A 20,815-nucleotide genomic window follows, 5' to 3' on the forward strand; every position below is an offset into this window, starting at 1 on the left:
TACAGTGCTTTAATTGTTTAGTACATTAAAACCTAGTTGCGTTTAGGGGTGCTCTTGCAAGCCTACTACCTATCAACTTAAAATGTTGGCAATAAATTTAAGGGGGGTAAACATGAACATTTGTGTGAAATTCTGTCCTTGTAATTTCGAAGATGAACTGGAAGCCACTAAGATAAAGCTAAGAGAGCGCGGTGATTTAGATGTGATTGAGGAAAGATGCTTGCTGTATTGCGGGCAATGTTTAATGGAGCCATTTGCACTTGTCAATGGTGAAAATATTGTTACAGAGAATCCAGAGGAACTTTATGAAAAAATTGATCAATTTATAACAGGGATCAAACAGGAAAATGCGTAATAAAGACAAAGCAACGAACCGTTAGCAAACCTTTAGAATAGTTCAATCTGTGATAAAATGGTAGAAAAGTCACGTTGAGTTAGTAGGGCATTATCCTAAAGGAGTATATTATGACGGCATTGATTGGGAAAAAGTTTCAAAATGGTGTTTTAATAATGGCTGATAAAAGAATTACCTATAGGGGAACGGATGTCTTTATTGATCATGAGAAAAAAATAATCGCTTTGAATCATAACGCAATTTTAGCCTTTGCTGGTGTGAAAAATATTATTGACGAGCGGATTGAAGAACTTAAAGCATTCTCTCTTAAAACAAATTCAATTGAAGAAATCGAAGCTTATTCCCAAAAATTATATAGTGCTTCTTTAGAATTATTCAAAAATGCCTATCCCGGACACGATTATGCAACTGTTTATCTGCTAGCCGGGTTTGCAGCTGATGGTATGCCCCGTGTTACCTATTTCTCTTCTGATGATCATTTTCAAAAGGGCAAACCTCTTGATTTTTTTTATAAAGCATTCCCGAATACGGAAATGGTCTATCTTCAAAGATTCTTGGTAAATGAAATTGATGTGTCTAAGAACAATATAGATTATTATATTCGTAAGTTTTCTTCAGCAATCCGCCAGATTAACAATGAAAAAGTTAGCAAGAACGCGTATTCAATCTTTTTATCCAATAAAGGTTTATTTGAGAGCGATATTGATGAAAACGGGAGATTTGAAATGATTCAACTAGAGATGGAAGAGCATTAGTCTTGCTGAACGGCAGCCAGGTCCATGTTCTACCATCTTTTTTATTTTACTTTAATACGGTGAAGAACAACTCACTTACAGAAAAAACGCGTTGATGTAAATGGTTGCAGTTCAACAAGCTAGGTTGTAAGATTTTAAAAAATCTAAAAAAGATTTTTTGTTTGCAAATATCAAGGATATTTAAACAGCAGAAAGGGGGCTCAAAGTCGTAAAAAGAAGTTGAAAAAATGCATGACCCTCTAGTCATAAGTACCAAGTTGTTATAGAATAAATATTATTTCAATTTATAACATGATTTTTTGTATACATTATTAGAAAATTATGACTATTGGTGGAGGTCAAATTGAATTCAAAAAAAGATCAATCTAAAACTCTTCAAGATCAGGTATATGAATATTTACACGAGAAAATTGTAAGCGGAAACATTAATCCTGGTCAACGAATCGTAGAAAAGCAAATTTCTCAGGAAACAGGGGTAAGCAGAAGTCCGATCAGGGAGGCTATTCGAAGGTTAAATAGTGATGGATTAGTTTCTGTCAGTCCAAGGGGCGGAGTAAGAGTGTATCGCCCAACTTTTTCAGATTTTAACTATCTATACGAATGCCGTATGAGTCTTGAACCAACTGCTGCTTATTATGCTGCTTTACGCTTTGATATAAAGCGTCGTGACCATTTGTCAAATGTAGTTGATGAAATGAATCTCATGGTTAGGGAGAAAGATATTAAAAGATTAAAAAAACTGAGTACCCAGTTTCACTACCTAATTGTAGAGGGGAGTGGCAATCCTTACTTAATGAAAATGATGAATCAGTTGTATTCGTTAATCTCCTTCTACCGTAATGCAGTATTAAATATACCAATGCGATTAGAAGAGGGGGCTGAGGAACATCTAGCGATATGGCAGGCTATTCAAGCCAGGGATGGAAAAACTGCAGAGGAGCTAATGAAGACACATATTCAACGTGATTTCCAATTTTATCAATCTATATATTCAGGTGTAACTGATAAAACGGAAGGCCTGAATGAATAGAAAAAGGAATATAAAAATATGTAAAGGAGTGCGAATGAATTTGATCTTTACTGAAAGAATTAAAGTAAGAGATGTCACATTGAGAGATGGTTTGCAAAATGAACAAATTTTTGTAGAGACTGACCAAAAGATAAATAAGATTAACCAATTAATTGCGGCAGGATTTGAACGCTTGGAAGTAACCTCTTTTGTTCATCCAAAGTGGGTCCCGGCAATGAAGGATGCAGATGAATTATCTCAAAAATTACCAATGAAGCATGGAGTGGAGTATGAAGCTTTAGTCCCTAACCAAAGGGGATTAAGTAGATTCCTAGATTCAAAGATTCATACCGCGCTTTTCTTCCTTTCTGCCAGTACAAAACATAACCAGGCAAATTTAAATAAAAGTACAGATGAATCTTTATTCGAAATAAAAGATTTAATTGAAGAAACAAACAAAAGAGGCAGAAGGACAATTGGTGCGATTGCTACCGCATTTGTCTGTCCGTTCTCTGGTGTTGTACCTTATTTAGAAGTAGAAAGGATAGCAGAGTTTCTTATAAACAGTGGAGTTAATGAACTGGGCCTTGGAGATACAATCGGGAAGGCAACACCTAAACAAGTATATGAATATTGCAGCCGTTTAGCAGAGAAATTTCCAGAGATCCCGATTGGTTTGCATCTTCATGACACATATGGATACGGGCTGGCAAATGTTATGGCCGGAATACAGGCTGGTGTTTATTTAGTGGATGTCGCTCAAGCAGGTTTGGGAGGTTGTCCATATGCTCCTGGGTCTCCTGGAAACATTCAGGCAAGCCGTGTTGTGGAATTTTTGGAACAACAAACGATCAAAACCGGTTTGAACCTAGAGATGCTAAAGAAGTTAGATGTTACATTTCCTCAATTATTAAGGAATGATCAGGTTGTAACAAAAACAGTATAAAGGTAATCAAGATTACGGATTAGGATTTTTCGTCGATAGAATTGCATACATTATCTGAAAATTCAGATGAATGTTTTCCCGTAATTATTTGAAAAGCAGATAAACAAATAATGATACAAAGGTGGGAGTCAGATGAGAAAACCCTTAGATGGAATTAAAGTATTGGAATTAGGAAATTTTGTAGCAGCTCCTTTTGCAGGAAAGATTTTTGGTGAGTTTGGTGCTGAAGTGATTAAGGTAGAAGATCCAACGAGTGGGGATTCTTTGCGAAATTGGCGTGTTATGCATAAGGGAACATCACTATGGTGGTATGTGCACGCAAGAAACAAAAAATCGATTACATTGAACCTTCGTGAAAAAGAAGGTCAGGATATGGTTCGGGAATTAGCAAAAGAAGCCGATGTTGTTATTGAAAATTTTCGTCCGGGAAGATTAGAGAGCTGGGGGATCGGTTACGAAGATTTGAAAAAGATTAACCCGAGTATCATTATGACCCGTATTTCAGGATATGGACAAACAGGTCCTTACCGAGACAAAGTTGGTTTTGGAAGTGTTGCTGAGTCAATGGGCGGGCTTAGATATTTGACTGGTTTTCCTGATCGACCTCCTGTTCGTGTTGGATTAGCAGTTGGTGATTCTATCGCAGGTCTTTATGCCGTAAATGGGACGTTATTAGCTTTAAGAGCAAGAGATATTGATCCTTTAAAAAGAGGTCAGTACGTAGACGTTGCTCTTACAGAGTCAGTTTTTTCACTGCTGGAGGGGGTTCTTCCAGAGTATGACATGAAGGGGATTGTAAGAGAGAGAACAGGAGCGACTTTAGAGGGGATTGCTCCATCTAATACTTATCTATGTTCAGACGACAAATATATTGTTATTGCTGCAAATAGTGATAGTATTTTTAAGCGTTTTGCACTTGCAATGGGACGTCCTGATTTTGCGGATGATCCTTTATTTTCAAACAATCAAGGAAGGGCCGAGCATGCAGAATATCTTGATCAGGTCATTGGAGAATGGACTATAAGGCATACACAGAAGGAGGTACAGAGAATTCTCGATGAAGCTGGTGTGCCTGCAGGTCCTATCTACAGCATTGAAGATATCGTTAACGATGAGCAGTTTCAAGCAAGAGATATGCTTAAACCTGTTACTTTACCGGATGGCGAAGAAGTACTTGTTCCAGGTATTGTCCCAAAACTTTCTGAAACACCTGGCAGCATTGAATGGATTGGTCCTGAGCTTGGACAACATAATGATGAAGTCATTGGCGAAAAACTAAGCAAGTTAAAATAGCACTTTCTGTAAGAGATTAAGAGATTTCATTGCTTCTCAACTTTAAGGATAAAATCACAATAAAATTTATAGCTATATAAAGGACAAATAATTGCTTTTTCTCTTCTACATAACAGAAGCAAGCAATCTCAGGTACCATTGATTTTGTTACTCTTGCCCCGGCATCCATAACAAATATTGGGGAGGAATATAGTTTATGTTGTCTATTTTAGGGTTTGCCATGATTCTCACCTTCTTGTTTCTGATCATGACTAAACGAGCATCTCCATTTCTTGGCTTGGCAATCGTACCTGTGATTTTTGGAATATTAGGGGGGTTTAGCACAGAATTAGGACCGTTGATGATGGAAGGGATCCAAAGTGTAGCCCCAACTGCCGTTCTTTTGTTATTTGCCATTTTGTATTTTGGCATTATGCTAGATACAGGATTATTTGATCCATTAACATCAAAGATTATTAAGTTAGCAAAAGGAGATCCTCTTAAAATTATTGTAGGAACTGCGGTGGTAGCTGGAATAATTGGATTTGACGGTGATGGATCTACGACAATGATGATTGTGGTAACAGCTTTTCTTCCACTTTATAAAAAGTTGGGGATTAGTCCTATCATCTTGGCCTCTATCACAATCATGCAAGTCGGGATTACCACCCTTGTTCCTTGGGGAGGTCCTGCCGGCCGTGTTGCAAGTGTCCTGAACCTTGATCCAGCCCAGTTATATCTTCAAATGCTGCCAGGAATGATTGCAAGCCTGCTGTATGTAGTAGGCGTTGCCTATTTTATCGGTTTAAGAGAACGAGCTAGATATAAAGTTGAAAATAGTAAATCAATTTCCATGACGGAAGCCAAAATAATGGATGCTGCAATTGAAAGCGCTACAATTGAAAATATTTTACCAGAAAATAAAAGCCTAAAACGGCCAAAACTATTTTGGATTAACTTTTTATTATCAACCGTGATTATGATTGCCATCGTTCTTGAAACGCTACCTGCGGCCGTACTATTTCTTATTGGTACCGCTGTAGCATTGCTTATTAATTATCCACTCGTAAATGATCAACGGGACCGATTGGCAGCCCACGCACCTAATGCATTAGCCGTTATTGTCATGGTTCTCGCAGCAGGAATTTTCTCGGGAATTTTTAAAGGTACCCCTATCTCTGAGTCAATGGCACATTCTCTTGTCTCAATTATTCCTACCGAAATGGGAGCTTCCATAGCCTTGTTTACTGCGATTATTAGTGCGCCGGCTCTCTTTTTAATAGGTCCTGATGGATTTTACTTCGGAATTCTTCCAGTCTTGGTTGAAACTGCTGCAGCTTATGGTATTGATGCTATAAAAATTGGAACCGCTTCACTATATGGCACTCCTTTCGGTATCATGGGACCACTCGTAGCATCGGTTTATTTACTAGTTCACATAACAGGTATTACGGTAGGTGATCTTCATAAACATGCTGCGAAATGGTCGCTGGGAATCCTGCTTATCTATCTTATTTTTGGCGTATTTTCAGGAATTATATCGCTGAGGTAGGTAGAAGATATTTGATGAAAACGTGATTTCAAAAACATTTTTTCTTAAGAACTTTTTAAAAAAAGTCACCATTTAAATAACACGGGGGTATAAAAGAATGTTGTATACATTTAAAGGACACTCTCCAGTGATACATCCAAGCACGTATCTTGCACCAGGAGCTCAGTTAATAGGCAACATTGAACTTAAAGAAAATACATCTGTTTGGTTTAATGCCGTTTTAAGAGGAGATAACGAGAAAATTACAATTGGGAAAGGCTCTAATATTCAGGATGGTGCAGTTGTCCATGTTGACTCGGGATATCCAATTCATGTGGGGGAAAATATCACAATTGGACATAACGTGGTATTACATGGATGCACAGTAGAGGATGGGGCATTAATTGGTATGGGTGCTACCATTTTGAATGGTGCTATTATAGGGGAAGGTGCCTTGGTTGCTGCTGGGGCACTTGTTCCTGAAGGGAAAATAATTGAACCTGGTGTTTTAGTAGCTGGAGTACCAGCAAAGGTCATTCGTACTCTTACTTCGGAAGATATCGAGCGTTCAAAACTAGGAGCATTTCAATATGTCATAAACGCTGGAACTTATAGGGAAGAGAACATTACTGAAAAAGCGAATATTCTTAAATAAGTATAATAAATTATTAATAATAATCATGCAGACCATCAATTTTTGATGGGTCTGCTTGTTTTACTACTAACACTGGTAGACAGGTAGATTTTATGAAGAATTGAAATATATATCACATAAAGCAAGTAATAAGAGAAAAATATACAAATTCATTCTAGAGGAAATGATAGAGTAAATGGAGGTAAAACAATGTATTTAAAAAAATTACCTGAGAAACCTGTAGTCCAGTTATTTAATGCTATCCTTTCTTTACAGTCAGAAGAGGAATGTGCAGCATTTCTTGATGATTTATGTACCATGAATGAGATAAAGTCCTTCATGCAAAGGCTCGAAGTAGCAAGAATGCTTAGAAAAGGCGATACATATTTGGATATTCAGATGGAAACAGGTGCCTCATCGGCTACTATAACAAGGGTTAAGAAATTATTAGATTATGGGAATGAAGGATATCAAATAGTATTTGATCGGATAGAGAATCATGAGAAGGTTTAGGAGAGCATGTAAGCTCGATCCACCTTTTGTCTTCAGAACATCACAGATAACGAAATTATAGAATTTAGTATATTACTAAATTGGTTGTCGGTAATGAACAACTACCAACTTAATTATAAATGGCATACGTATGTTCTATACTACCATCAATAAAATAAAGAGTAAATGCAACCCCATTTCAATCAAGGATTTGAAATGGGGGTTGTCTATGGGAGGATAATTGCTTCAAACGAGGTTTTAATGAAAAGTAAAAGTAAAGTAATCCGAGTTTTAAATATCAAAAAATCTCGCCAGTTCACAATCGACTGACGAGATTTTATATTTTTTCTTGAATTTCCATTACATAGGAAACCATTATCATATTATTCTATCATTGAATTTAAGGTATAATTACATCTGTTTCAATCAATCGTGGATGAATACTTTTCGCTTTTTCATATGTTTCAGCAGAGTTAACTGAGTATACATGCAGTTTTAGGCCTGCTTTTTTAATTTCTTTAGCAGTTTCTTCATCTACATTGTTAATTGATGTAGAGTAAATGGCGTTATCATATTGTTTTAATTCTTCAATATCAGCATCTACACTCTTCAACGCATTTCCAAGGAATGTCACAGTTGCTTCTGGATACCATTCGTTAAATTGGTTTCGAATATCATCATTACTTAGTACAAAGAATGAATGATTTAATACGTTGGCTTCCTCAGCTTCTTTCATAATACTGTCTACGAATTCTTTTTCATCCCAGTCGCCTTTTGAACCATCAAAATTTATACCAATATTGTATTTATGAGCTTCCTCTAACACTTCTTCAAGTGTTGGTACTTTATAATCTGTTACATTTCCTTCTTTATCTTCAATATCAAAACTTTGAATTTCTTCTAATGTTAAATCTTTTACCTCCCCAGTGCCTGTCGTAGTGCGGTCAATCGTTTTATCATGCATTAATATGTATTGGCCGTCCTTAGTTTTTTGGACATCAATTTCAACAAAGCCATATCCTAATAGTCCAGCCTGAGTTATCGCCTCTAATGTGTTTTCAGGAGCCGCCACTTGTGCACCACGATGAGCACTTAACTCCGTTTTGCTGCTATGTAACCAGTTATCATTTGGGGCTGCACTTGCAGCATTTCCGAACAAAGATGTTGCCAACACAAACGGCACAGCCAACGACAAAATTCTATTCTTTTTCACTGTTCTCCACTTCCTATTCTTTAATATATGGTCGCTATAACAATACATAAACAGTGTAAATAGCACATTAATTTTTTATAAATATTTAGTTAATTTTGTTGTTTTTTGTCGTTTTACTTAAAAAACACTGCAAGTAACCTTATGAAGCTAGTATAGTTTCATGGACACAACTTAGTTAAGTTTTGAAAAATTTGACATGGATGATAACGTTAGGTTGTGTTCCATATGGGAAACAAAAATACAGGCAAAAAATATAATGAAGATTTCAAAATGATGATTGTTGATCTCTATAACTCGGGTAGCTTAGCTGGCTTTCTGGCTAGGAAATTGTGCTCGCAGATGCCTCCATGTCAAGCTTCCTCCAGTTATCCTGTTTAAAAGTTTGAATGATTGATTTAAAACTTAACATATTGTTGTCAAAAATATTGACTCAGATCCAATTAAAAAGGACTCATTCATTTTAATAATTCACTAGCAGTATTATTTAGCTTTTTATTAATTTAATCTCTTGTAAGATAGCAACATTTTACTATTAGAACAAGTATTAATAGAGCATCTGCTTTTGCTAAAGCAGATGTTTTAATAATTTGAGAGGAATACTTTCGTTACTTTAAGATCTTGCAATGGATAGGATACCAAAGAAAGTAAATAATAATTAAAATTGGGAAAATGGAGTATGGACATGTTTAGAAAAATCTTTGATTAGTTGCAATAATTAGAGCAAAAAATTAAGCAGATAGAGTAGAAATAAAATCTAAAAATTAATGTTGCAAAATTATATAAAGTTCTTATCTTGTTTTGCTTTACTTAATAAAATGATGGTTAATAAAGATGAGCTAATACTGTCATTTTCGATAATTCCCTTCCTAGATTTGGGAAGGATAAAGTTTTTTAGGGTGGTCAAATGAAGCAGCAAATAATAAGTGCACTCCAACTTTTTTATGTTATTGTGGGATTCGAATTAGGAACAGCTATTCTTTTTGGATTAGGAGCAGAAGCTAAGCAGGATGCATGGTTGGTTATATTGATTGCAATGTTAAGTAGTCTGATATTAATGGGTGTTTTTATACAATTATCAACTTATTATCCAGATGATACATTGTTTTCAATGATACCTAAAATTATCGGAAAGTATCTTTCTTATCCAGTAATTATTATTTATATTTTAGATTTTACCTATTTAGCTGCAAGAGCATGTCGTGATTTCGGAGATCTGATCGTCTCGACAATCTTAGTTGAAACTCCAATCGTTGTTGTGATCGGAGGTTTTATGATGTTAATGATTTATTGTCTTCAAGGTGGAGTTGAGGTTTTTGGACGAATGGGGGAAATTGTCTTTCCAATTTACATTATGGCAATGGTAATCGTTTGGATATTATTAATTAGTATAGAAAATTTCAATATTAAAAATCTTACCCCTGTCTTAGGTAACGGAATAATACCACTATTAAAAGAAGTATATCCTGGTTTCATAAACTTTCCATTTGGGGAAACGATTATCATTATGATGTTTTTTCCATATTTAAATAAAAAGCTGAGACTCAGAAAGGTAGGCATGTTAATAATTTTAGTTGGTGGAATTTTGCTTTCAGTTAATTCAATTCTCCTATTATCCGTATTAGGACCAGAAATTTACGGTAAGGATTTTTTTCCACTTCTTTCAGCTACACGTTTGGTTTCGATTGCTGATTTTCTTGAACGTTTTGATGTATTGGTTATCTTATTGATGGTAGCAGGAGTGTTTTTTAAAGTGGGAGGGTTTATATTCGGATCTATTATTGGAATTGCCCAATTATTTAAGATAAATCATACAAAATCGCTATTACTTGCTTTAGGTACCATTATTACTCCTTTATCGTTATTAATTGCAACTGATTTTGTTGAACATTTAGAAATCGGATTGGTTTTTTTGCCGCCATATGTTCTTTCTATACTACATATTTTCGTTCCGATATTGCTACTGTGCATCGCATTTATTCGCAAAAAATTTAGTGCTTCCTAGTGTAACTACAGCTTTAAATATCGGGTTTAGTTTAATTATAAGTTTAAAAATTGAATATCCAATTTGGGTCTGTTGACAAACTAATAGGGTTTTCTTAAACCTGTGTAGATTTAATCTATACAGGTTTTTATATTGGTTGAACTATTATGAAGGGGCAGGGATAGCTAATGTTTCTGTAGATTTCATATCGCCAGTTGTCTTTGTGTTTGTCTATTACAATAAGAAAAAACCATATAGCTTATGCATGCTTCACACTTTCACCGTTTTTTGGTAATAAATTAACTAGAGTACTTCGACCGTCATTAATTCAATCTGTCTGTATACATTAGCTTTAGAAATGGCTGCTTCGATGGGTACCAGTATTTTGACACTTTTTGATGGAATCGACCACATAACAGGGATCGGTTCTTTACCAGTATTATGGGGAATTGCTGTTGTAATCGTCACCTTTAGAATCTCAACAGCAACGGGATTATTGAAAGGGGTTCGAATCCTTTCTGATATCATTATGAAAGTTTTTTATGACATCATGGCCTTTGTCTTTCTAGTTAGTCCTATTCCCTTTATCTTAAATACTAGTACAGAAGCGTTTGGCGTGTTTCTTACAGAGTTTTTTCAAAATAAGTTTATTTACGGGACTAGCAGCCAGAGACCCGTGTCCACAGTAGTGGAAAACATTTTATTGGGCTAGCTGGTTTGCATGAGCGTTAATTTTATCTCTATTACTTGGAAGGATTTCCCATGGATGAAGATCCCTTACTAACCTTTATTAGAAGACAAAATTTTGGGGACAGTCCCCCACCGCATTAACACGGTGGGGAATTGTCCCCGTTTTTTGAATTAATCAAGATATTTAGTAATTTCTTGGGCAGCACCGATTAAACGATCGGCTAATGCTACCATTTTTTCCTTTGTAAATCGAAAGCTTGGACCACAGACACTGATAAAGGCTACCAGATTCTTTCGTTGATCAAAAATAGGTGCGGAAATGCCATTTTCGTTTTCATCCAGTTCTCCAACTGCTGTCGCAACTCCACGTCTTCGAACCATTTGAATTTCATCTAGAAGTTCGTTACGGCTGGTAATGGTTAACGGTGTCATTTTTTCAAGTGGTTGTCCCAATATAATGTCTAGTTCTTCAGGAGGGAGCAGGCTTAACAGAAGCTTCCCATTAGACGTACAATGCAGGGGCAGATAGGCATTTACATAATCCACTAATCTGACGCTGTGTGCCGGATCTATTTGATCAATAGTTAATGTTCCATGATGTTTCGGTACACTCAGCAAGACGGTTTCTTGGGTTTCTTCCCGCAATTTCTCCATACTTGTACGTGCCCGTCGGATCAGCGACCCGTAAATGGTTGCTTGTGCAGCTAGTCGATTCGCTGCATATCCGAGCTGGTACCCTTTCGTAAAGGGATCTCGTTCTACATACCCGTAATTTTCAAGCGTGCCAATCAGACGCCAGACAGTGGTTCGATTCATATGGGATTTTTCTGCCAAGTCACCAACAGATATGGGAGTGTGACTCTCAGCTACGAGCTGCAGTAATGATAAAGCACGGCCAACGGCCTGAACGGATGAATTTTCTTGTTTATTTTTTTCCTTGTTTGGTAATTCATTATTGTTTTTCATGTCTTTCATTATAGCGTATATCACAAAACATAATCTAATGTTTTAAATATTTTAAAAAAATCTCCATTTTATGTTTGACATGAATGATCTTCCAATTTACAATGACATTAAAGTTCTTAATATGAACATATAGTTCATAATACGAACAATACTTACGATTAAATAATAGAAATATAGACTCATTTGGAGATGGTTTCATGAGGGAAGAAGAGGATCAATTTGGCACCATTGAGATTTCAAACGACGTCCTATACGGAATTCAAACGGTGAGGACTCTACAAAATCTCTCGTTTTCTGGACGTAAGCTGAGCCACTATCCTACGTATATCGAATCGCTTGCAATGGTCAAAAAGGCTGCAGCTCTCGCCAATCAGGAAGCAGGAGTGTTTGACGGACAAATTGGAAGCGCCATTATCCATGCATGCGAAAGCTTGATTAAAGGAGATCACCGGGGGCAATTTCCGATTGATATTCTGCACGGTGGTGGCGGAATCGGCACAAATATGAATGTGAACGAAGTCATTGCCAATCTAGCGAATGAATCCTTGGGGTACCCAAGAGGAAGCTATTCTCCCGTTCATCCTGCTGATCATGTAAACGCTTCCCAGTCAACTTCGGATGTGTGTCATACTGCCATAAGGTTAGCCATCATGAAAAGCTTTCAGCCACTCTTTGCAGCATTAGACCAATTAGTCGAAGGAATAAAAGCAAAAGCTAGTGAGTTTCAAGACGTGACAACGATTGCTCGTACATGCTTGCAAGACGGGATGAGGGTTCAGCTTGGTGATACCTTCAGCGGGTATAGTCAAGTGATTAAACGGAGGCTCCTTACATTAGAAGAAGCAGTTACTAAACTTCAAACTGTTAATCTTGGCGGCACAGTGATTGGGTCAGGTGTTGGAGCTCCGAAGGCATACCGAGACACAGTAGTATCTAAACTTTGTGAGGTTTCAGGGATTGAGCTGACCCATCGTGAAAATTTATATGATGCGGCTCAAAACATCGATGATTTAGCTAGCGTTTCAAGTGAATTACGCATCCTTGCCTCCTGTTTACTGAAGCTGGCAAAGGATTTACGGCTTCTATCATCGGGGCCGGAAGCAGGTTTTGCTGAAATTCAGCTGCCGGCTGTGCAGGCTGGATCCTCTTTCTTTCCTGGAAAAGTGAATCCTGTCATACCTGAAACAATGATTCAATGTTGCTTTCAAGTAATAGGCTGTGATCATGTTATACAGACTACACTGGAACATGGAGAATTAGGGCTAAACGTCTTTGAAGGTGCAGCGGGTGCTAACCTTTTAGATGCGCTAGGGATGCTTGAAAAAGCACTTGGCACATTTACCGAAAAATGTATCAAAGGAATAGAACCGAATCGAGAGCGCTGTGAGGAGCTAGCCAATAGCTTTATCCCTGTGATTGTCGAGTTAAAAGAAAAGATCGGCTATACAGCCGCTACTCGACTAGTAAAGGAAAAAGGTAAAGAAGAATTAAAGTATATGATTCAAAATGGAGGGATTGAACGTGACACAAGCAACGAATAGTAAAGTATTTGAAGGAATTGAACAGCCGAAACTGAAATGGGCTAAGGAATGGCTAAAAACTACTAAAAAACTATATATTAACGGCGAGTGGGTAGATAGCACAAGCGGTCAATTTATCGAATCTATCAATCCAGCAAATGGACAAGTGATTGGAACCATGCAAGCTGCTTCAAAAGCGGACGTGGACCAAGCGGTATCAGCTGCGCGTGAAGCGTTTGATCACGGAGTGTGGAGAACCGTTACTCGTAAAGAGCGGTCCAAAATTATGCGCAAAATCAGCGATTTAATGGATCAGCATCGTGCGGAATTGGCTACGCTTGAGACATTGGACAACGGGAAACTATATACGGAATCCTATCATGATGCAGTGGGAGAAGCCGTTGATATTTTTGAATATTATGCAGGATGGACAGACAAATATTATGGGGAAAACAATCCTGTTGAAGGGGATTTCTTAAGCATTACAACCAGAGATCCGATTGGTGTGTGTGGTCAAATCCTTCCTTTCAACTTTCCGCTTGATATGGCGGCATGGAAGTTGGCACCCGCATTAGCGATGGGCAATACGGTCCTATTAAAGCCGTCGGAAAAAACGTCTTTTTCGGTGATTCGTCTGTTCGAATTAATTGATGAAGCCAACCTTTTGCCTAAAGGAGTCATCAACTTACTTCTTGGCGATGGAGAAACAGGAGAGAATATTTCTACCCATATGGGTATTGATAAAGTAGCTTTTACAGGAAGCACGGAAATTGGGAAGAAGCTTGTCCACAATTCAGCTGACTCAAACTTAAAACCTGTTTCCCTTGAACTTGGAGGAAAATCTCCAAACATTATCTTTAATGATCCACCAAACCTTGATCAAGCGATTGAGCGTTCATTTTATGGGTTATTTACACATAAAGGCGAAAAATGCTCGGCTCCAACCCGTTTGTTTGCTCACGTGGATGTGTACGACAAAGTGGTTGAAGACATTGCGAAACTTGCAAACAGCTATGTAGTAGGAGACCCATTCGATCCAAACAGCCATCAAGGTGCCCAGGTTTCTGAAGCACATATGGAACGGATTTTAGGCTATATCAAAAGTGGAAAAAGCCAAGGTGCTAGATTAGTAGCTGGTGGGGAGCGTGATCTGACAGGGGAAAATGCAAATGGCTTCTTTATCCGTCCTACAGTCTTTGCTGACGTAGACAATAAGATGAAAATCGCCCAAGAAGAAATCTTTGGACCTGTGCTATGCATTATTCCTTTTGAAACAGAAGAAGAAGTCATTGCCATGGCCAATGATACCATCTATGGTTTGGGTGCTGGTCTATGGACGAATGATGTTTCCAAGGCACATCGTGTGGCTAATAAACTTCAAGCAGGTATGGTTTTTGTGAATAAATATGGATGTTATGATTATGCCAGTCCTTTTGGCGGCTTGAAACAAAGCGGATGGGGGAAAGAGTACGCGATTCATTCCCTAGCATCTTATACAAAACAAAAAGCAATTTGGTTTGCTTACTAAAAAATTCCGAGGACACGGGGGAACGTAAGATGAAAATGAAAGCTGCAGTCATGACGGGGGTTGGAAAACCGTTAGAAATCCAAGAGGTGGAGCTTGCGTCACCAAAAGCGAATGAGGTACTTGTAAAAATTGAGGCAACAGGAGTCTGTCACAGCGATTTAAACGCCTTAGGCGATGAAACAACTCCTAAGCCTACCATCCTTGGCCATGAAGGAGCAGGAAGAGTCGCAGCGGTTGGATCCAATGTTACGAAAGTAAAAGTGGGCGATAAAGTGGCGTTAAGCTGGGCTCCTTATTGCGGAACTTGCGAGTTCTGTGTAACAGGGAATGTTCACTTATGTGAAACGGCATTTGGTCCTATGTTTGAAGGAACTCTTTTGGACGGGACCTCTCGTTTAAGCAAAGATGGAGAAACGATTTATCACAACTCGCTATTATCTACCTTTGCAGAATATACCGTTGTACCAGAGCTTTCATGCGTGAAGCTTCCTGATGAAATGCCGCTTGCTCAAGCGTCGTTAATCGGCTGCGGTGTGGCAACTGGTTACGGTGCTGCCGTTCATGCTGCAAAAGTAACACCAGGTTCGACCGTCGCGGTATTTGGGATCGGCGGAGTTGGTGTCAATGCGATTCAAGGAGCACGTATTGCAGGAGCAGCAAAAATTATTGCGTGTGATATGAAACCTGCTAACTTGGAAATCGCGAAAAAATTCGGTGCGACTCATACGATAAATGTCGCAGAACAAAATGCGGAAGAAGCGTTAAAAGAGCTAACATGCGGACTCGGTGTACATTTCGCGATCGACTGTACCGGTCACACAAAAGCAACTGAAAGTGCGTGGAAAGGTACAAGAAAAGGCGGCACCGTTGTTGTTGTTGGAGCTTTCAACCCAACTATGGCACTCCAGTTGCCAGCAGGCGGATTCCACCGCGTCGGAAAAATCTTAAAGGGCAGCTTCTATGGAGATACACAGCCATATCGCGACTTTCCGACCATTGCCCAGCTTTATTTAGATGGCAAATTTATGCTCGATGAACTTGTACTTGATCGTATCCAGCTAGATGATATTAATAAAGCCTTCGATAGTTTCCATGACTGCAACTGTATCAACGTGGGCAGAACTGTCGTTGAGTTTTCATTACAAGAACAAAAGGAACTAGTAGATACGTCTGATAGTGTCCCTACAATCTAAAGACCTATGAAAACAGACCGCCTGATTCTCAGGTGGTCTGTTCTTTTTATTCTCGTTCTCCCATTAATCTTGCAATGATTTCTTCGATGAAAATAAAGAATACAGTTCGCGTTTTTTCATACGGTAACAACTTTTCGTTTTGAGTAGATTGGGTTAAGAAAAAGATATTATCTGTTATTAAAGTGGATGAATGGTCATATTCCTCCAAGATCAACAATATTTCAGCCCCTTTAGCCTTTACTCCATTGAAGAGGTGTTCGAAAGAGGTAAATTTCCCTGTTACTGAAAAAACGATCAAAAGAGTGTCCTCATCAACTAAATGCTGAGCATGATCTTCTCCTTGGGACACTAAAATATTTTTTCCAGAAACAAGAGCGAGCTTATAGGCAAAGTATTCTACACAAATAAAGGATGGACCTAAACCGAATAAGACGATTCTGTTGTACTTCTTGAAAAGGGTAATAAACTCATCTACTAATTCGGGGTTAAAATTTTCAATAAAGTGTTTTAATCGTTCCAGTTCACTTGAAATCTTTTTGTCTTCCTGAATGATGGAATGTCCCCCGAGAAATTGCTTGTATTGTTTAAAACTATTAAAGCCAAGTTTTCTTACTAGCTTGGATACTTTAGATGGAGAAACTTCACAATACTCAGCTGCCTCTATTATTTTTAGTTGCTCATTGTCCTTTATAACTTCAGAGAGTTTATTATGGACCGAAAGCTCCAGGTCATTTAATTTATTTAAATTGATATTTATAGTCTTTCCCTCCTCCATTTAGTACGTAAGAAAAGTATATCATTATGGAAAATTTTCCACAACATAAAAATAAATTTAAAAAAATAGAAAATTTTCTATAGAAATCGTTTACATGGGAAAGCATTTATAGTAAATTAACGTTAATAACGTTATTAATATTTAAAACTTTCTAAGAAGAAGGGTTAAACAATGACTACTCAATTAGCTGATATTAAAGACTTTTCAATGAATTTTTTTAGCTTAAAAGGAAAAGTGGCGATCATCACTGGAGGGAATTCTGGATTAGGGCAAGGCTTTGCTTTAGCACTAGCAAAAGCGGGGGCAGACATCTTTGCGGTCAGCATCGCTGGTGACAATGATGAAACCAAAAACCTTATTGAAGCAGAAGGGGTACGGTATCATCTCATGATTGCAGATGTGACTCAAGAAGGGGCTTGTCAAAGGATTGCAGAAGAATGCATCTCTACATTTGGAAAAATCGATATCCTCATGAATAACGCAGGTATTTGTATCAATGAACCAGATGTAACCAAGTTCACTAGACTTCAATGGGATAAAATGGTCTCCATCAATTTAACAGCAGCTTTTGAATTATCTCATGAAGTGGCAAAATACTTGATTCCACAACAAAGCGGGAAGATCATTAACACTTGTTCCTTGTTTTCATATCTTGGGGGTCAATGGTCACCAGCCTATGCAGCCACCAAACATGGTTTAGCAGGTTTTACAAAAGCCTATTGTGATGAACTTGCTCAATATAATATTCAAGTAAATGGGATTGCACCTGGATATTTTGCAACGGCGGTTACAGCAGAGACAAGAGCGAACTCTGAAGCAAATCAACGGATCTTAGATCACATTCCAGCCAATAGATGGGGCAATATCTTAGATTTAATGGGAGCAGTTGTTTATTTAGCTTCAGACGCTTCTAACTATGTAAATGGAACTCTCTTAAATGTGGATGGCGGCTATTTAGTTCGATAATTTAGAAACGGATCGTAAAGGAGAATGCAGCGATGACAAATGAACAATTAGTTAAAGAAGAAATAAAGTTAGTGAAAGAGCAGTTATTGAAAGAATTAGAGTCCATTATTTCACTAGAACAAATCAATGTAGATCATGAAGCACTCTATGATGCGTCAGCCGATCGTTATAAGAAATATGCAAAAGCGAAAAAAGTCTTGGATGTTCCAATGCCAATGGCTATTGTTTATCCATACTCAACAGAAGAAGTTCAGTCCCTTCTGAAGTTCTGCAATAAGCACAAGATCAATGTGATTCCTCGAAGTGGGAAAACAGCTACGGAAGGCGGTCTTGAAAACTGGAAGGAAATCGCAGTAGTCATTGACGGCTCAAAAATGAATCAAATCATAAAAATTGATCCTTATAACATGCAAGCAACGGTTCAAGCAGGTGTTAAGCTGCAAACGTTAGAAGATGAGTTGCGTAAAATTGGCTACACAACAGGGCACTCCCCGCAGTCAAAACCTGTTGCCCAATTTGGGGGATTATTGGCAACAAGAAGTATTGGCCAATTCTCAACTCTTTACGGTGCGATTGAAGACATGGTCGTTGGCTTAGAATGTGTATTCCCTGATGGACATATTTCCAGAATCAAAAATGTTCCTAGAAGAGCGGGCGGACCTGATATCAGACACATTGTTATCGGTAACGAAGGAACCTTATGCTACATTACTGAAGTAACGGTAAAGATTTTTAAATACTATCCTGAAAACAATGTGTTCCATGGTTATTTAATCAAGGATGTAGATACAGGTATTAAGATTTTAAGAGAAGTAATTACTAACGGTTTTAGACCATCTGTTGCACGTGTCTATTCCGAAGAAGATGCAAGACAGCATTTTTCTCATTTCTACAAAGACAAATGCGTGTTGATTTTCATGTCTGAAGGGCCAAAGGGTATTGTCAAAGCAACGAATGAAGCGATTGAAGAAGCGGTGGCTAAATTCCAAGAAGGCATCGTTGAAAAAGTAGAAGATCAATTAATCGAGAATTGGTTTAATAACTTAAACTGGACACAAGGACACATTGATCATGAGTTCCAAACGATGGTGGATTTCCATAAACATGATGGTTTTACAACGGAAGTATCTGCTGACTGGGAAAACATCACAAAGATTTATCACAATGTCATGAAGCGAGTGAGAGAAGAGTTTGATCGATTCGAAGATATCACGATGCTTGGCGGCCACTCCTCCCATAGCTATCTAAATGGAACCAATATGTATTTTGTCTACAACTACAATATTAATTGTGCGCCGGAAGACGAAATGAGAATCTATCACCATCCGATTCATTCTATTATTATTGAAGAAACATTAAAGCTTGGCGGTTCGATGTGTCATCACCATGGTATCGGAAAGTATCGTACCGAGTGGACACATGAAGAGCATGGTTCTGCTTACTATATGCTAGAAAAATTAAAAGAAGCGTTTGACCCTAATGGCATCATGAATTTTGGCACCATTTTCCCTCAGGAAGAAGGCCTTAAATATATTAAAGGTTAATAAAAGGTGATTATATGAGCAGATATGTAATGGGGATTGATAACGGCTCGCAAAGTACAAAAGTGGCCATTTATGATGTGGAAGGAAATGAAGTGGCCTTTGGATCTCATCAATTAAAAGAAACCTTATCTCCTGAACCAGGTGTCGTCATCCATCCTGATGATGATTTATGGGACAGTGTGTTTGGAGCCATGAAAAATTGCCTGGCTAATTTTACTGGCAATCCTAAAGAGATTGCCGGAATTGGCCTTTGTACTATAAGGTGCTGTCGTGTGTTATTAAAGGAAGATGGCCATCTAGCTTATCCTGTGATAAGCTGGATGGATTCTCGGTTGAACAAACCCTATGTCCATTCTGATGATCAAGTCAAATATGTCACGACTACTTCTGGGTATCTAGGCTATCGGTTAACTGGGGAATTTAAAGATTCGGCTGCCAATTATGAAGTTCATTGGCCGTTGGATCACGAAACGCTAGATTGGTCTTGCGACGAGGAAGTATTTCAGGCGTATGGCTTGAAAAGAGAGATGGTATTTACTCTTGTCAAACCTGGTGAAAAGCTGGGAACGCTTCGACCAGAATTGGCTGAGGAGATTGGTTTAAATCAAGATATACCGGTAGTAGCAACGGCGAATGATAAAGCGGTAGAGGCGTTGGGCTCCGGTATCAAGGATGAAGGGACCATCATGATCTCTCTTGGAACCTTCATTTCTTCCATGCTGCTAAGAAATGAATATAAGGAAAATGCAGTTAACTTTTTCCCAACGCTTGCCTGTATTCCCTTTAAATATGTGTATGAATCTAATGGCATTCGACGAGGGATGTGGACCGTGAGTTGGTTTAAAAAGCTGATTGGCGAAGAGCTCGTCATAGAAGCGGCAAAACTGGGTGTATCGGAAGAAGAATACTTGAATAGGAAAGCACAAGATGTTCCAGTGGGCAGTGACGGCTTGATTACCATTTTAGACTGGTTATCGACACCATCTGAACCCTATCGAAAAGGGATCATGATGGGGTTTGATCAGCGTCATACCAAATTCCATATTTACCGTTCAATTTTGGAAGCGATTTCCTATAACATTAAGAACAATATTGATGATATGGCAGAGGAAATAGATGCTACATTAAAGGATGTAGTAGTAATAGGCGGTGGGTCGAAAAGTGATGTCCTGATGCAAATTATTGCCGACCTATTTGGATTACCGGTGCATAGACGTGAAGGCAGCAGTGTCGCCTGTCTAGGAGCGGCGATTTGTGTCTGCCAGCATTTATCTATTTATAGTGACTTCTATGAAGCTGCAAATATAATGGTAAAAACGCAAACAACGTTTCTACCGAATCCAGAAAACCACGTACTCTATACTACCGTAAATGATACAGTCGTTAAGCAGGTAAGAAAACATACTGATGAAATATTTAAGCTTACTTATCCAATTTTTAATTAA

The 20,815-nt window shown here is 38.1% G+C and carries 19 protein-coding genes; 16 read left to right on the forward strand and 3 right to left on the reverse strand.

The window, feature by feature from the left end; all coding sequences use genetic code 11:
• The first annotated feature begins 112 nt into the window (after positions 1-112).
• From WQ54_RS14510 to WQ54_RS14545, 8 genes are all read left to right on the forward strand, one after another.
• Positions 113-355 (forward strand): DUF1450 domain-containing protein, encoded by a 243-nt coding sequence (locus WQ54_RS14510; RefSeq protein WP_046517664.1) that lies wholly within the window; start codon positions 113-115, stop codon positions 353-355.
• Positions 356-465: 110 nt separating this feature from the next.
• Positions 466-1,110, forward strand: coding sequence for a hypothetical protein (locus WQ54_RS14515; protein ID WP_046517667.1), 645 nt, complete (start codon positions 466-468; stop codon positions 1,108-1,110).
• A 343-nt stretch (positions 1,111-1,453) separates the two neighbouring features.
• A complete protein-coding gene (locus WQ54_RS14520; RefSeq protein WP_046517669.1) occupies positions 1,454-2,140 on the forward strand; it encodes a GntR family transcriptional regulator in 687 nt (228 codons plus the stop codon).
• A gap of 34 nt (positions 2,141-2,174) precedes the next feature.
• Positions 2,175-3,065 carry a hydroxymethylglutaryl-CoA lyase gene (locus WQ54_RS14525; protein WP_052737797.1) on the forward strand — a complete coding sequence of 297 codons (891 nt, stop codon included), beginning with the start codon at positions 2,175-2,177 and terminating at the stop codon, positions 3,063-3,065.
• A 132-nt stretch (positions 3,066-3,197) separates the two neighbouring features.
• Entirely contained in the window at positions 3,198-4,358 is a 1,161-nt protein-coding gene (locus WQ54_RS14530) for a CaiB/BaiF CoA-transferase family protein (RefSeq protein WP_046517671.1), read from the forward strand.
• Positions 4,359-4,554: 196 nt separating this feature from the next.
• On the forward strand, positions 4,555-5,889 hold the full coding sequence (locus WQ54_RS14535; protein WP_046517673.1) for a CitMHS family transporter: 1,335 nt from the start codon (positions 4,555-4,557) through the stop codon (positions 5,887-5,889).
• Between the two features lie 97 nt (positions 5,890-5,986).
• Positions 5,987-6,523 carry a gamma carbonic anhydrase family protein gene (locus WQ54_RS14540; RefSeq protein ID WP_046517675.1) on the forward strand — a complete coding sequence of 179 codons (537 nt, stop codon included), beginning with the start codon at positions 5,987-5,989 and terminating at the stop codon, positions 6,521-6,523.
• A 189-nt stretch (positions 6,524-6,712) separates the two neighbouring features.
• Positions 6,713-7,015 (forward strand): YerC/YecD family TrpR-related protein, encoded by a 303-nt coding sequence (locus WQ54_RS14545; RefSeq protein WP_046517677.1) that lies wholly within the window; start codon positions 6,713-6,715, stop codon positions 7,013-7,015.
• A gap of 379 nt (positions 7,016-7,394) precedes the next feature.
• On the opposite strand, the gene WQ54_RS14550 is transcribed toward WQ54_RS14545, so the two are convergent.
• Positions 7,395-8,207, reverse strand: a complete 813-nt coding sequence (locus WQ54_RS14550) for a glycerophosphodiester phosphodiesterase family protein (RefSeq protein WP_052737798.1) — start codon at positions 8,205-8,207, stop codon at positions 7,395-7,397.
• A 904-nt stretch (positions 8,208-9,111) separates the two neighbouring features.
• On the opposite strand from WQ54_RS14550, the gene WQ54_RS14555 reads away from it, so the two are divergent.
• Together WQ54_RS14555 and WQ54_RS31940 are read left to right on the forward strand one after the other, a co-directional pair.
• Complete coding sequence (locus WQ54_RS14555; RefSeq protein ID WP_046517679.1) at positions 9,112-10,209, forward strand: endospore germination permease; 1,098 nt, start codon at positions 9,112-9,114, stop codon at positions 10,207-10,209.
• A 301-nt stretch (positions 10,210-10,510) separates the two neighbouring features.
• Complete coding sequence (locus tag WQ54_RS31940) at positions 10,511-10,900, forward strand: BCCT family transporter (RefSeq protein WP_269431573.1); 390 nt, start codon at positions 10,511-10,513, stop codon at positions 10,898-10,900.
• 149 nt (positions 10,901-11,049) lie between these two features.
• Here WQ54_RS31940 and WQ54_RS14565 read toward each other — a convergent pair whose 3' ends face one another.
• Positions 11,050-11,853: an IclR family transcriptional regulator gene (locus tag WQ54_RS14565; protein WP_231597534.1), complete on the reverse strand. Its 804-nt coding sequence runs from the start codon at positions 11,851-11,853 to the stop codon at positions 11,050-11,052.
• A 188-nt stretch (positions 11,854-12,041) separates the two neighbouring features.
• Here WQ54_RS14565 and WQ54_RS14570 point away from each other — a divergent pair, with 188 nt between their 5' ends.
• Genes WQ54_RS14570 through WQ54_RS14580 form a run of 3 tightly spaced genes read left to right on the forward strand, consistent with a single transcriptional unit; the run spans position 12,042 to position 16,085 of the window.
• A complete protein-coding gene (locus WQ54_RS14570; protein ID WP_046517681.1) occupies positions 12,042-13,385 on the forward strand; it encodes an aspartate ammonia-lyase in 1,344 nt (447 codons plus the stop codon).
• Positions 13,366-14,892 (forward strand): aldehyde dehydrogenase family protein, encoded by a 1,527-nt coding sequence (locus WQ54_RS14575; RefSeq protein WP_331435117.1) that lies wholly within the window; start codon positions 13,366-13,368, stop codon positions 14,890-14,892. Before WQ54_RS14570 ends, WQ54_RS14575 begins: the two co-directional genes overlap by 20 nt.
• A 29-nt stretch (positions 14,893-14,921) precedes the next feature.
• On the forward strand, positions 14,922-16,085 hold the full coding sequence (locus tag WQ54_RS14580) for a Zn-dependent alcohol dehydrogenase (protein WP_052737800.1): 1,164 nt from the start codon (positions 14,922-14,924) through the stop codon (positions 16,083-16,085).
• 46 nt (positions 16,086-16,131) lie between these two features.
• Here WQ54_RS14580 and WQ54_RS14585 read toward each other — a convergent pair whose 3' ends face one another.
• A complete protein-coding gene (locus tag WQ54_RS14585) occupies positions 16,132-16,860 on the reverse strand; it encodes a MurR/RpiR family transcriptional regulator (RefSeq protein WP_052737801.1) in 729 nt (242 codons plus the stop codon).
• A 171-nt stretch (positions 16,861-17,031) separates the two neighbouring features.
• Between WQ54_RS14585 and WQ54_RS14590 the strand changes: the two genes are divergently transcribed.
• From WQ54_RS14590 to WQ54_RS14600, 3 genes are read left to right on the forward strand one after another with little or no spacing between them, the layout of a single operon-like run.
• Positions 17,032-17,826 carry an SDR family oxidoreductase gene (locus WQ54_RS14590; RefSeq protein ID WP_156177953.1) on the forward strand — a complete coding sequence of 265 codons (795 nt, stop codon included), beginning with the start codon at positions 17,032-17,034 and terminating at the stop codon, positions 17,824-17,826.
• A gap of 32 nt (positions 17,827-17,858) precedes the next feature.
• Entirely contained in the window at positions 17,859-19,370 is a 1,512-nt protein-coding gene (locus WQ54_RS14595; RefSeq protein ID WP_046517682.1) for an FAD-binding oxidoreductase, read from the forward strand.
• A gap of 14 nt (positions 19,371-19,384) precedes the next feature.
• The gene (locus WQ54_RS14600) at positions 19,385-20,815 is read left to right on the forward strand and encodes an FGGY-family carbohydrate kinase (protein ID WP_046517684.1); all 1,431 of its coding nucleotides are present in this window, start codon (positions 19,385-19,387) and stop codon (positions 20,813-20,815) included.

The sequence above is a fragment of the Bacillus sp. SA1-12 genome, from assembly GCF_000981385.1.
Lineage (GTDB): Bacteria > Bacillota > Bacilli > Bacillales > Bacillaceae > Metabacillus.